Source organism: Paenibacillus sp. NPDC056933, assembly GCF_042674385.1.
In the GTDB taxonomy this organism is placed as follows: Bacteria; Bacillota; Bacilli; order Paenibacillales; family Paenibacillaceae; genus Paenibacillus.
In genome coordinates this window covers 293,463-306,275 of sequence record NZ_JBHUQN010000003.1, presented here as the reverse complement: position 1 = coordinate 306,275, position 12,813 = coordinate 293,463, and the positions used below count along the sequence as shown (strand labels likewise).

The following is a 12,813-nucleotide window of genomic DNA, read 5'->3' as shown; positions in this document are numbered from 1 at the left end:
CAGCTATGGATATTATATAGCGATTCGTAACGCCTCACAATATGTTTACCCTTTCTTTTATAACTCTTTTTCATTACCATTTGAACCAATACTCTGAATAAATTGTATTTCCTTAAGCCTTATAGCTAACTATTAAACTATGCATAGCCATCACTACCAGCTGCGATTGAGATAATCCAGTATTATTAGCGATGTTCAGCAAACTCCGTTCTAGCTTTTTTCGAAAAAATACACAGTGAGCCTAGAAGGCTTTTCTATCGATTCCATCAACATCATCCTATCGTTATTCACCCCTGTTATAACACGTATATATGCTATTGTGACATTTATTATAACTCGTTTTATTATATAGCGATGCAATACGTTACGTAATATAGTATAATGAAACTAAAGAAGGGAGGTTTTACTTATGGATCTACAGGCTGTTATTCAGCTAATCGGTAACGTTGGATTGCCCTTTGTCTCATTCTCCTTCAAACCATTCTTGTAAAATTTAACAAGCAAATGGACGGATTAGAGAAGCGGTTGGCTCAGCTTGATAAGACAATGAATCTGCTGGTTAGGACATTTCATCAAAGCACACCAAAAACGCTTCATGGCCCAGATAAAAAGGATGATGGTTGACGTCGCATCCCTTGACTATACTTTTAAACTCCGTTAATTCTATTGAGGTTTAAAACATATTTTTTTCTTTTCGACTCTATGGACGCTCAGAAATATCCTCCTTTCAGATCATCCTTCTGTTCCTGAAGACTCACACCTTTCTAGATTGTACATGGCAAAAAAGGCATCTCTAGATCTAAACTAGAAATGCCCTTTTTCTTTAATGTATATTTAATTCCGCTAAATACTTGTCCAATTCATTAAGATTTTGAATTGTAAAAGATATTACTTGAAGGCTATTATCGAAGGCTAAGTAAAGTTCCAAGTTTCTACGGTCTTCTAAATCAAATATTAATACCTGGCCTAATTTAATACCTTTTTTTTTCAAAAAATCTATAATGGTATCTGCTCTTCCTTGGATATCCTGAGATCCTTTAAGTTCATATATCTTTATATCGCTGTTCTCCTTTTGAAATTCCAAAAGAGTGTTATTTAAAATAAACTGACCCTTAGTAATTTCCCTTCTATTAATTTCACCTTCAACACCAAAACGAGACAATATTTCGGTGTCCTCTAAAAGTTGTTTTCCTTCACTATTTGAATAAGAATAATAGAGATCATGTACAGTATGAAGCCCGGAAAGGTCTTTTTGGATACTATAAGCGTCTGATCGGTATAGATCTAGTGAATAACTTGTAGAAGATATTCCATACACCATTTCAAGCGGTCCAACATTAGGATCGTAGTCTGGAAGTATATATGATCTATCTCCAAATACGGTCTTAATTTTCTGCACCCACTCTTGATATGCACCATCACCCTTAGCGTCATCATTCTCTGGATTTTGTGAACTACATGCTGATAAAATAAATACTAAGCACCCAATGATAATAGATAGACGTAAAAGCTTAATATTAACCACCCACAATCTTATAATTATGAACCTCACACTAATACCAATGCATATTCATATTTTACACTAAATTCCATAAAATAAAAATAGAGAAGGGGAAGTTTCCCCTCTCTATTTAACGGCTTTTTAAATGTTTACACGTTTTGACCGACAGCTTTTCGGTAGGTCGTTGTGAAAGATACATCAGACAGTTGATTACTGTACCATGGCGATGTACCGCACCATGCACTGGCATAATTCATCAAATTATAAACGTTTTGTCCATAGCAACTATGAGACAATCTGGTGGCCCGTGTTGTCGTAGTTCCCCCATTTTCGGCAGTGAACGGGGTGAAATTCATAACCTCTCCGCCACAGATACTTCCGTTCCAGTTCGTAGTAGAATGTTTAATCAGATTTTCATTGGTATACGTATCAGTAGCTCCATCCAATGTTCGGATCAATCTTGAAATAAACTCTGCGAAGATTTTAATTGCTAGACCTCCAGCTGCGTTCTCAGTCGTAATCAGACTACCATTACCACGTAAATCGGCAGTGGTATACTTTGTGTTTTTCGCTTTGTTGTACGTATTAAGCATATCAGTACCAATTTGTGTTAAGCCATAGTACGGTCCAGCAGACACGACACCTCCTGATTCAATACTTACTACTGCAAGTAACAAACCTGGATTCATACTATAAGCACTTCCGTAAACATTGGCATAGTAGAGCCATTTCCTAACTGCGCTATTACGGATGTCATGCATATCATATCCTAGAGCATTACACGGAGGACATACTTCTACTTTAAAAGCCATATTGCTCATCAACCTTTCATCCATTGAATTTTGAAGAATAATTTTCAAATGAAGATAGAGATTAATGGGGTTGGAACAATACACGTGAACCCCTCACCTGTATTGTTCACTTTAAAGCTCTAAACACAGAATAACATATAGCGTAACGTTACGCAATATATTATTCTGTGTTTGTTAATTATCTTGCATAATTAAGTAGGTTTACATCATGATCAACAACGAGATTGTGGCTGGCAATTGTCCAAACGGAACGATGATCAACTCGTATTGGATACGGGGAACAGTGAACGTAAAAAAGAGACGTCACGGAAGCTGTACTCCATTCGGATGAAGGCTTCCAATACACGTCTCAGGCGTACAACACACGATTAGAAGCATTCGGCGTGAAGGCAGCTACTATCGCAAAGCAACGATTCCATCAACATCATCCTATCGTTATTCACCCCTGTTATAACACGTATATATGCTATTGTGACATTTATTATAACTCGTTTTATTATATAGCGATACGTTACGTAATATAGTATAATGAAACTAAAGAAGGGAGGTCTTTCTTATGGATCTACAGGCTGTTATTCAGCTAATCGGTAACGTTGGATTCCCCATTGCCCTTTGTCTCATTCTACTTCAAACCATTCTTGTAAAATTTAACAAGCAAATGGACGGATTAGAGAAGCGGTTGGCTCAGCTTGATAAGACAATGAATCTTTTAGTTAGGACATTTCATCAGAGCTCTTCACAACCAGCTATTCGCCAGGACAAAAAGAAAGATGGCTAATATTGAAATTTTCATCTCGTATTACACATACAAACCCGTGAAAATCTAACGGGGTTTGTATGTGTTTTTCCTTTCTGACCTTAAACAGCCCATTTAGCTTTTTTGTGTACCGTTTGTAGGTTATAATGTAAATAAATTCAATATACTGCCTTTTGAAAGCAGTATACATAATAAAGGAGGGGATGAAGATTATGAGCAAATCATTGATAAGAAAATTGCTTACGCTTCTTGGGACTTTAATATTTGCTGTAGGTCTAGCCTTCATGATCATTGAAGAATTTACTCTATATAAAACAATGAGTATCATTTTAATGGTTGTTGGGATCGCTATCATTCTTATCTCTAACTTGTACAGAGAAAAAAAAAGCCAGGACTAAGCCCCGGCTTTTTTTCTCATACTTTTTAGCAGTCGATTCCTAAACCTACCAAACATCCTGCACAAGCTGCGAGACCAGCTCCTGTCCATACAGCTCCACAAGCTACTACACAAAACGATTTAAGCCATAACGGAAGGCCCTCAAATCCAGCCTGTAGGCAATCCTGAAGTCCCATAGTTGTAACTTCTCCTTGAACAACCATCGCTTGGCCGTTCACTTGTGTTTCAATGTACTTATTGTGCTTGTATATCCCTTTGACCTCACGTTTTTCCTCTGCATCAGAGAAGGCCAGTGAGAAACCATTTTGAATTTTTTCAATAGACATAATTTTGACTTTCTTAATGAGCTGTTGCTCATCATAGTATACTGCAATAAATTTATTGACGTTATCCGTTTCCTGTTGAATAGGAATAAGCAAGTTTTTTGTTGGAATCCCTTTAAAATAGTGCCATTCTGCTTCACCCATAACAAGCATATACTTAGCTGCCAACGCTACATAGTCAGCATTGCTGCTTAGGTTCTGGATAAGGGAATCACTAATATCTACCTTAGCAGCAATGTGGAACTCTTCTTTCGGATACAAGTTTAAATTTTCAATCATAGAAATACCTCCATTATAATTAATATCCATTTAACAATTAATACCAAAACCAACCAAACAACCAGCACATACTACACATGCAGGAACAATTAAACCGAAACAGGACGCACAAGATCCCCCACACGCAGCTTGAATATACCAAGGCAAATTTGCCCATTCTTTCTGTAAACAATCCGCCAAATCTAAAGTAGTCACATCTCTACTCGTCTCCCGCTTATATTGAACAAGTTCATAATCACCGTTAAATGTTCCAGTCACTTCAAGGTTACCGTTCAGATCTTCATATCTCAGTTCCAAATTTGAACTATAATCCATCGTGAAAATTTTCGTCTTCATATCATCTTCATCGCTGTTCTGCACAAGCACAGTTACATAAGTTTCAATATTACGCTTTAAGACTGGAATCAATACAGCATAGTATCTCGCACCGCGGTATACATGCTTCTGAATGTTATTAAGATCAAGTTGATTAAACTTCACGAATTTCTTTACATCCAATCGATTAAGGATTTTCCCAACAATAGAATCACTTTGAGATAATGGAGTTGCTGTGTGAAAGCCTTCATCATAGGCAACGTTGTCTTGAATAGCTTTTACGAATCTGTTTTGCATCTTCGATCACCCTTTTCTCCCGTTCTGGGATATTTTTGTTTTAATACCTGAACTGTAGAGATTTAATGGGGTTGTAACAATACATGTGAACCCCTCACCTGTATTGTTCACTTCAAAGCTCTAACCACAGAATATCATATTGCGTAGCGTTACGCAATATGATATTCTGTGGTTAGATTAATAAACTTTTCATTCTAAGGAGGTCTAGACATGATTTGTCGTGATCAATTACTTAAAAGTATTCGATCTGTCCATTTAGCTGTTCTTTCCTACGCTAACTGCGTCTGTGAGGAAATTGATGAACAGGAGAGAGAATTGCTGTTTGCATCTGGGCTTGAGTTGTCCAACCAGCTTGCCGAACTTAGAAAGATGTACATCAAGCAATACAAGGTTGATCCAATTACAGGGCTTCGACCAATTACGCTTTCTTGCACTTGCCAAAAAAGATAAAGAACTCAGCCAATCAGCCTCCCTCTTTATCTTGGGTCCGTTGGGTTTACAGTGAGGTACAGAAACGCAGAGCGCCTTAAACGGGGCGCTCTTTTCATCGGCACGAGAGGCTTTTTTTCGCATTGAGGCGATGCATTACGACATTATCAGAATATCGTCAGGAATAAAGTAATTCAATATTTTGAAAAGCTCTGTATTCCTAGTGCTGATGACCGCATCAGGACAATCAAGACAAACTGCCGGATGCTACCCACGGCGAGAATATCATTCGTATGTGCGAAAAACCACCGGATCGAAGATGAACTGCACCCCCATTGTTAGACACAACTACCAATTGGAGGTGGAGTTCAATCAAAGATCAGTGGTTTTTCTTGTCTACTGCGTGCTTCAATTCAAAATGTTGTAATCAAATTTTTAACTATTGCAGCTGCCACAATGCAGGTACATTGGATGGTTCCCACCCTGCCAAGGAGGTGTGGGGCTGCAAACATTTATACGTCTTGCCGCTATATGTGACCAATTGTCCTGCAGTATAGGCCGTGTTGACCTGCCAAGCGGAAACGCCGGGATTCGTCGTTCCTGCCGAAGTTTTCACGCTCACAGCGTTGCTCGCTGGCGACACATTGCCTGCCGCATCCTTTGCTTTTACCGTAAATGTATACGAGGTATCCGCCGCAAGCCCACTGATCGTTGCTGCCGTTCCGGTTACCGTTGTCGCCAGCACCGTTCCATTGTACACATCATAACCCGTTACACCCACGTTATCCGTGGATGCAGTCCAGCTCAGCGTGATGCTGGATGTTGTTTGCGCGGTCGATGCAAGGTTCGTCGGTGCAGTTGGTGCTTGCGTATCGCCACCCGGCTGAGCCGTTGTGCTTATGGTTACAGCATTACTGGCTGCCGACAGATTACCTGCCGCATCTTTTGCTTTTACCGTGAAGGTATATGAAGTCCCCGCTGTAAGTCCGCTGATCGTTGCTGTCGTTCCGGTGACGGATGTCGCAAGATTAGCGCCATTATAGACGTTATAACCGGTGACCCCTACATTATCCGTTGAAGCATTCCAGGCCAGCGTTACCGAGTTCGCCGTCACACCTGTAGAACGGGCATTTCCGGGTACGCTCGGTGCTGTCGTATCTACTGGTGGCACTGTACCTCCGGTAGGCAGATCGGCTTTCAGTTTGTTTTGGAGTGTTTTGTTACGGTCACCGCTGAGCTCCCAGAACATCGCTCCGCCGAGTCCTTTGCTTTTGATATAAGCCGTTTTATATCCAACAGACTCTGCATCATCATAACTGATAAAACGCTTGTTGGACGCATTATAGAGATATGGCACTTTGGCTGTGTCATTCCAGTAACGTGTGTACCCGTTTTTGTTGATGTAATTGGCTTCCAGATCATAGAAATCAAAGGAGCCTGCCTCCCATGTTCCAACGGAAGAACCACCCGTGCACGTCTGATACTGTCCGTTGCCTGCCTGTGCGCATCCATCCCAGCCACGACCGTAGAATGGAACACCAAGCACAAGTTTAGCGGCCGGCACGCCTGCATTCAAATGCCCTTGTGCTCCGGCTGCCACATTAAATGCATTGGCATCTGGCACACCAGCAGCTGAAGCCGCAGGATCATAATTCAATGGCGCATTATGTGCGCTGATTTTTTGCCAAGCCCCGTTGAAATCGTATGTCATAATGTTAATCCAATCCACGATGGCTGCAATTTTTGCAAGCTCCGTATTGGCAGCATAGGTCGCAGACGCACCGCTTGCAATCGTAAGCAGATACTTCTTGCCGTCCACGGCTCCCGCTGCATCCAGCTTTTCACGGATTTTGCTCAGGAGCAATGTGTAGTTCTGCTTATCTTCAGGACGTTTGCTGTTACCATCGAGTCCGCCTGATACCGGGTACTCCCAGTCCAGATCTACCCCGTCAAAATTATACTTCCGCAGGAAGTCGACGGCAGAGTTCGCAAAAACCTCTCGGGTTGCAGCAGTCGCGGCTACATCCGAGAAACGGTTGGACCACGTCCATCCTCCAACGGAGATAATAGTCTTCAGGTTAGGATTGGTTTGTTTCAACTTGTTAAGCTGATTGATATTACCTGCAATAGGTTGATCCCACGTATCCCCTGCAAATGTCTTGCCCGTATCGATCCATGGATCGCCCAGCACGATTGTTCCGTTCGGTACATTGATCGTTTGGCTCTTTTCATTCTGACAGGTCCAGGTTACCGGATTGGGTCCCGAAGGGTCCGGATTTCCATGAATGCCGTTCCAGCAAATATCGGCAAAAGCATAGTTGATATGCGTCACTTTGGTCGGATCGATATCGGCTACATTATAGTTTCTCCCGTAGGCAGCCCAGGACGGATAGTAACCAACAATTTTATAAGAATCTGCTGCTTCGGCCGTAGCAGGTTGGAGCGCAAAGGAAGGAACAATGACGGATAAGAGCAGGGACAGACCAAGGAAGAACTTCGCAGTCTTCTTAAACGCAGTGTGTTTATTTAAATTTATCATTTAATACACAACCTCCTCTGTCTTTTGCGTGCTAAGTCCATTCAGGAATGGACGATGTGCATTCGAGAACTGGTTATTCGTATACGCGTCCCAGTTGATTGACCAGGTCATAATGCCTTTGAGACTGGCATAGCCCGCAGGCTGGCGCAAGGTATAAGAACCGCCGTATGATACTCCTTTGATCAGATAATTCAATGCTTTTTGCAGCTCAGCTGGCGCCGTATAGCCACCTCCAGCCGCCTGCTGGGAAGCTGGTACGCCAATCGCAATCTGGTCCGGACGCAGAGGGCTAAAGAATGGACCCGAGCTTCCGCCTACGTTAAAGCCTTGAAGCAGCATTTCGGCCATGGCGACATGGAAATCGGCTGTCCCTTGAGCGTAAGAACGTCCATCCAGCCCCACCATCGAACCGGTGTTATAGTGCTGCACATGAAGCAGGGTCAGGTCATTACGTAAGGCATGAATCACTGGAAGATACGCCCCCCAAGGACCACCATAGTTCAGATATCCGCCCTGTACGTAGGCCGTTTCCGGTGCAGCAGTCAGAACAAAGTTGGCACCAAAGTGTGATTTAAGCGCTTTCACGCCGTTAATCAGGTTAACAATCTTCGGCGTCGTTGGACTGCGGAAGTCGGTATCCCCCGCATTTAAAGACAGGGAGCTTCCTTCAAGATCGATGTCGAGGCCATTGAATCCGTAAGTCGAAATAATGGATTTAAGGGAATCCTCGAACTGCTGTCTCTTGGTCGCATCGGTGAGCTCAATTGTGCCATTGGCTCCTCCCATCGAAATCAGTACCTTCTTCCCTTGGCTTTGAAGGTATGCAATGTCCGACTTAAACTCTTCTACCGTAGCGTTATACGGAGTAAAAGCGAGCGTTCCGCTGCCGGGTGAAATCGGCTCGGCAAAGGAGACATTAATAACGTCATAGGCTGCTGACACATTGCGCAGTTTAATATTGGTAGAGCCGTTATCGAAGTTGTGCCAGTAGCCGATCAGCCATTTGCTGCCGCTAGGCCCAGGATTCGAAGATCCGGTAGAGGTAGTAACGCTGAGAGAGGTGCTTGCAGCGGACAAATTGCCTGCCGCATCTTTTGCTTTGACTGTAAAAACATAGGTGGTGCCAGCTGTCAGTCCTGTTACTACAGCCGTAGTCGTTGAGGTGTTCGCCGCGAGAGTACCGTTCCGGTACACTTCATATCCGGTGACACCCACATTGTCCGTGGATGCGTTCCAAGTAAGATTGACCGATGTCTGCGTGACGAAGGATGAGGTTAAACCTGCAGGGACGGAAGGTGGTGTCGTATCCGGAGTTGGTGTTCCCCCTCCAGTACCTTCCCCGACGTATTTCCACAATGCAGGCACATTTGAGGGCTCCCATCCGGTCAAAGCCGTATGGGGCTGAATACATTCATAATCTTTATTTAAATAGGTTACTAGATCTCCTTTTTTATATGTGGTGCCTGCCTGCCATTGGGCAGCGGCATCTGCTCTTGGTGCAAACCATGTAATAATCAGAAGAAATGCCAAAGCGAATGTAATGACCGGGCGGAATCGAACAGCTTGATTCAAGCAAAATCCCTCCTGTATTCAGATTATTTTCACCTTGCATACAATGCTTCACTGGTGCACTTACATGTGATTCGCAATCGATTAGAGCAAATACAACGGTCTAACGATGAGCTCGCTTCACTCCCTTTCCTTATCAAAATGGACCTTCCCTCTCGTTTTCTTTTTTTGAAGACACCATCCAAATTTTACAGGGAATTTACAGATCCTCACCCTGTATTTAATCAGTAAAATGCAATTGAGATAAGGGATAAATTATTTCTATTGGGGGTGAAAAATGTAATATACCGCACAAAAAAGGCTCTCTACCAAGTCCTTAGGAGACTTGAAAGACAGCCTTTTATCTTTTATTTCGCAGAGAAGAGGGCATCTCTTGCCGCCGATTAGCCTCCCTCCCCTTCGAAAGGTTGCCACCCGTCCACACCAGACAGAATCAGAGGTACAGCATACTCGGCCGCCTCCTGCTCACTGAGTATTCTCGCCCATGGTACTCGGCCCATCACATTGCCAGCCCCAGGTCCGGCACTATGATATTCGGCGTACACCACCGTCGTTTCCGCATCCGTTTTGTTCCAATTATGCCAGCCCTCCTGCTTCACATGTGCCCCCATCCAGCAGTTCAGGAAGCAGACTTTGGCATGATTACGCCACGGTCTCCCCAGATATACGGACTGAGCGGGGGCGTTGCTGGTCAGATCGCAATCGATAAACACATACCCATAACGAACATCCTCGGGTGTGGAAGCCGCGGTAATCCAGCCATTCACTTCTCCCTCCGCAGCAGCGACATCGCCTAAGCGATTCTTCGCAAAGATCTCACAGCCCTGGAACACCGCCGTAGCCGAGCCAAAAATAAAATCCACATCGCCCTCAATGTAACAGTTCTCATAATATTGACGCAGCTTCCGCCGCTCTGCCCCGTCACGCGGCCCCCCGAAGAAACTCCGGTCAATCGGCTGCTCCGGCAGCGGTCCGGTAAAGATCGTGTCCTGGTGACCCATAAATCGGCAGCGGCGAAAGGCTGCCCGGTCTCCATCTACGTAAACGGCCAATGCCTGCCCCACGTCCTTGCCCGGTCCGGCAGAGTTGACAAAAGAAATCCCCTCTGCCGTAAAATCATCAGCACCGATAAAAACCGTATAGGAATGAAAGGTATGATACAACTCCCCGTTCGGGAATTTCTTGAGCGCATAATCGCCATACGAAACTATCGTCTGCTCTGCGCTTTCCCCAATAAGTTGAACTTTCGATTTTACGATATCCAGCTTCTCCACATAGGTTCCCGGCTTAATGCGAATCTTGAACTTATCGTTGTAGTTGGACGGAATGGCATCAATGGCCGCTTGGATCGTGGAATAATCGCCGCTTCCATCCGCAGCAACCAGATAACCCTTCATGCCCAGATCCAGATTCGAGCCTTGTGACATAGGCTTGTTCATGGCAATCGCTCCATCTCCAGCGCAGCCAGCAGAAGCGGGGCCACACCCATGAAAGAGTCACTCACAATCTGCTCGCCGACATAGTAACTGTATGAACCATCCCGATCCAGACTGAGCCCTGCCCCGTGACAGATCGCATTCAGCTTCACGCCTTCCTCCGTTTCTTCCACCAACCGGGACGTCAATCCTTGCCATCCCTTCTCTGCGGCCTGCCTGAAATGCGGCTCAAGGTAACGCAAGCGAACACCCTTCGCCATGGCATACACAAACATGCTTGAACCGGAAGCTTCCAGATAATTGTCCTTGCGAAACCCCTGATCCAGCACCTGGAACCAGAGCCCGCTATCCTGCTCCTGTACACGTACCAAGGCATTACACATACGCTCGAAGATGCCAATGATGGTGCCCCGTTTCGGATGATGAATCGGGAAGTGCTCCAGACTATCCACGATCGCCATCGCATACCAGCCCATCGCCCGGCTCCAGAAGTGTGCGGAGCATCCGGTTACGGAATCGGCCCAGATCTGCTCCTTCGATTCATCCCAGCCATGGTAGAGCAGACCCGTGCGCGGATCACGCGTCTTGCGTTCGATTAGCAAAATCTGATGAGCCACTTCATCCCATAGATCAGGTCGGTCAAACGTCTTGGCATATTGTGCAAGGAAAGGCGACGACATATACAATCCATCCAGCCACATCTGGAACGGATAGATTTTTTTGTGCCAAAACCCACCCTCCGACGTTCGTGGCTGTCCTGCAAGCTGGGCCGCGAGCAGATGAGCTGCTTCAGCGTATCGCTGATCCCCGGTGGTTTCCAGCAGTTCGAACAGGTTCTTGCCCTGATTGATCTGATCCAGGTTGTACTCTTCCAGGGAATACGTTCCGATGGAACCATCCTCCTGAATATACAGATCCATATGTCTTTTCATAAAAGAAACATACTCGTCCTTGCCGTATTGCTCGCCAGTACGTGCCATTGCCATTAGCGTCATCCCCTGAACATAAGCCCACCGTTCCGAAGGAAACACATGATAGCCCTCTCCATCACATTGTTGGATAATCGTTTCCGCTATTCGCTCCGACCAAGATAACTGCGTTTGTACCTGCATAAAAGAACCCTCCCTGGACCTTGAATGTTGTACTCAGCCTATCATTAATGCTCAGACACTTGCTGCCGACAAACGGCCGTCGAATTGCGATGATTCAGCTTCGGTTGGATAATCACCGGATAATCCGTCTGCTCATCACGAATCAACGATACGATTAGCTCTGCTGCCTGTGCTGCCAGTTCATCCAGCGGCGGGCCAATGGTTGTTAGCGCCACTTCGGCATACTGCATATCCGGCAGATCATCATAACCGATTAACGAGATATCACTTGGCACATTGTAGCCTGCTTCAAGCAAAGCCCGCAGTGCGCCTCGGGTCACCAGGTTGTTCAACCCAATAAATGCCGTTGGCGAATCGGGTTCAAACGTATAATTCCGAATGGCAAAATACCCATCCTCCCAGGAGGAATGTGCAGGCAGCACATGGCGGTGATCAAATTCAAGACCTGTGCGCTGCAACGCTTCCCGATACCCCTCAAGCTTGATATTTTGAGAGTTTCCAATGAAACCAATCCGGCTATGTCCCAGTGATTTTAGATGCTCAACCGCTTTGTATATCCCTTCTTTCCGGTCAATCTTAATGTAAGGAGAGCTCGGGGCTTCATCTGTACCCAGCACGAAACATGGCATGTTCAGTGTTGCGAACTTTTTCCAGAACGCATCCCGATTGTCCAACGCATAATCCCACAGGATGCATCCGTCCACGCGAAGCTGGCTAAAGACATCCAGCCCATCATCCGCGACGACCAAAATCATCTGGTATCCCCGCTGCTTCAGCTCCGCATGCAGATTGCCCGATATATTCGAGAACAACGGATTGCTCAGTTCATCAAGCACAAAGCCAATAATGTTGCTTCTTCCGGTGGAAAGCTGCTGAGCCATAATGTTTTTTCGATATTGATGCTTCTCCGCAACCGCGAGCACCTTCTGCCGCGTCGCCGGTTTGATACGGGGATCACCGTTGAGCGCCTTGGATACCGTGCTGTAGCTCACTCCCGCCAGTTTGGCAATGTCCTTAATGGTTATCAAAATCAATCCACACCTCTCA

General features: G+C 45.0%; 13 protein-coding genes. 4 read left to right on the top strand and 9 right to left on the bottom strand.

The genetic code is table 11. The features are described from left to right. Positions 1-823: 823 nt before the first annotated feature. Positions 824-1,525 carry a hypothetical protein gene (locus ACFTRD_RS21610; protein ID WP_379383613.1) on the bottom strand — a complete coding sequence of 234 codons (702 nt, stop codon included), beginning with the start codon at positions 1,523-1,525 and terminating at the stop codon, positions 824-826. Between the two features lie 125 nt (positions 1,526-1,650). Continuing rightward, positions 1,651-2,139, bottom strand: a complete 489-nt coding sequence (locus ACFTRD_RS21605) for a hypothetical protein (RefSeq protein WP_146217237.1) — start codon at positions 2,137-2,139, stop codon at positions 1,651-1,653. A gap of 411 nt (positions 2,140-2,550) precedes the next feature. Here ACFTRD_RS21605 and ACFTRD_RS21600 point away from each other — a divergent pair, with 411 nt between their 5' ends. The 3 genes from ACFTRD_RS21600 (at position 2,551) to ACFTRD_RS21590 (ending at position 3,468) form a co-directional block, all read left to right on the top strand. Continuing rightward, on the top strand, positions 2,551-2,685 hold the full coding sequence (locus ACFTRD_RS21600) for a hypothetical protein (protein WP_379383611.1): 135 nt from the start codon (positions 2,551-2,553) through the stop codon (positions 2,683-2,685). Positions 2,686-2,869: 184 nt separating this feature from the next. Next, entirely contained in the window at positions 2,870-3,091 is a 222-nt protein-coding gene (locus ACFTRD_RS21595; protein WP_379383609.1) for a hypothetical protein, read from the top strand. A gap of 191 nt (positions 3,092-3,282) precedes the next feature. Next, a complete protein-coding gene (locus ACFTRD_RS21590; RefSeq protein ID WP_379383607.1) occupies positions 3,283-3,468 on the top strand; it encodes a hypothetical protein in 186 nt (61 codons plus the stop codon). Between the two features lie 25 nt (positions 3,469-3,493). Here the strand turns inward: ACFTRD_RS21590 and ACFTRD_RS21585 are convergent, their stop codons facing one another. Then, positions 3,494-4,069, bottom strand: a complete 576-nt coding sequence (locus tag ACFTRD_RS21585) for a hypothetical protein (RefSeq protein ID WP_379383605.1) — start codon at positions 4,067-4,069, stop codon at positions 3,494-3,496. Positions 4,070-4,099: 30 nt separating this feature from the next. Beyond that, positions 4,100-4,681 (bottom strand): hypothetical protein, encoded by a 582-nt coding sequence (locus tag ACFTRD_RS21580; RefSeq protein ID WP_379383603.1) that lies wholly within the window; start codon positions 4,679-4,681, stop codon positions 4,100-4,102. Between the two features lie 210 nt (positions 4,682-4,891). On the opposite strand from ACFTRD_RS21580, the gene ACFTRD_RS21575 reads away from it, so the two are divergent. After that, a complete protein-coding gene (locus ACFTRD_RS21575; RefSeq protein WP_379383601.1) occupies positions 4,892-5,131 on the top strand; it encodes a hypothetical protein in 240 nt (79 codons plus the stop codon). A 418-nt stretch (positions 5,132-5,549) separates the two neighbouring features. On the opposite strand, the gene ACFTRD_RS21570 is transcribed toward ACFTRD_RS21575, so the two are convergent. From ACFTRD_RS21570 to ACFTRD_RS21550, 5 genes are all read right to left on the bottom strand, one after another. Continuing rightward, entirely contained in the window at positions 5,550-7,649 is a 2,100-nt protein-coding gene (locus tag ACFTRD_RS21570; RefSeq protein WP_379383599.1) for a glycosyl hydrolase family 18 protein, read from the bottom strand. Continuing rightward, positions 7,650-9,221: a chitinase gene (locus ACFTRD_RS21565; RefSeq protein WP_379383597.1), complete on the bottom strand. Its 1,572-nt coding sequence runs from the start codon at positions 9,219-9,221 to the stop codon at positions 7,650-7,652. A 380-nt stretch (positions 9,222-9,601) separates the two neighbouring features. Then, positions 9,602-10,657 carry a pectinesterase family protein gene (locus ACFTRD_RS21560; RefSeq protein WP_379383595.1) on the bottom strand — a complete coding sequence of 352 codons (1,056 nt, stop codon included), beginning with the start codon at positions 10,655-10,657 and terminating at the stop codon, positions 9,602-9,604. Continuing rightward, complete coding sequence (locus ACFTRD_RS21555) at positions 10,654-11,766, bottom strand: glycoside hydrolase family 88/105 protein (RefSeq protein ID WP_379383593.1); 1,113 nt, start codon at positions 11,764-11,766, stop codon at positions 10,654-10,656. Before ACFTRD_RS21555 ends, ACFTRD_RS21560 begins: the two co-directional genes overlap by 4 nt. Before the next feature lie 44 nt (positions 11,767-11,810). Further along, entirely contained in the window at positions 11,811-12,794 is a 984-nt protein-coding gene (locus ACFTRD_RS21550) for a LacI family DNA-binding transcriptional regulator (protein WP_379383591.1), read from the bottom strand. Between the last annotated feature and the right edge of the window lie 19 nt (positions 12,795-12,813).

What these genes read in the sequence shown, in the direction of transcription:
- ACFTRD_RS21595 (WP_379383609.1), top strand. Translation starts at nt 2,870, where the DNA reads ATGGATCTACAGGCTGTTATTCAGCTAATCGGTAACGTTGGATTCCCC.
- ACFTRD_RS21590 (WP_379383607.1), top strand. Translation starts at nt 3,283, where the DNA reads ATGAGCAAATCATTGATAAGAAAATTGCTTACGCTTCTTGGGACTTTA.
- ACFTRD_RS21585 (WP_379383605.1), bottom strand. Translation starts at nt 4,069, where the DNA reads ATGATTGAAAATTTAAACTTGTATCCGAAAGAAGAGTTCCACATTGCT.
- ACFTRD_RS21580 (WP_379383603.1), bottom strand. Translation starts at nt 4,681, where the DNA reads ATGCAAAACAGATTCGTAAAAGCTATTCAAGACAACGTTGCCTATGAT.
- ACFTRD_RS21575 (WP_379383601.1), top strand. Translation starts at nt 4,892, where the DNA reads ATGATTTGTCGTGATCAATTACTTAAAAGTATTCGATCTGTCCATTTA.
- ACFTRD_RS21570 (WP_379383599.1), bottom strand. Translation starts at nt 7,649, where the DNA reads ATGATAAATTTAAATAAACACACTGCGTTTAAGAAGACTGCGAAGTTC.
- ACFTRD_RS21560 (WP_379383595.1), bottom strand. Translation starts at nt 10,657, where the DNA reads ATGAACAAGCCTATGTCACAAGGCTCGAATCTGGATCTGGGCATGAAG.
- ACFTRD_RS21555 (WP_379383593.1), bottom strand. Translation starts at nt 11,766, where the DNA reads ATGCAGGTACAAACGCAGTTATCTTGGTCGGAGCGAATAGCGGAAACG.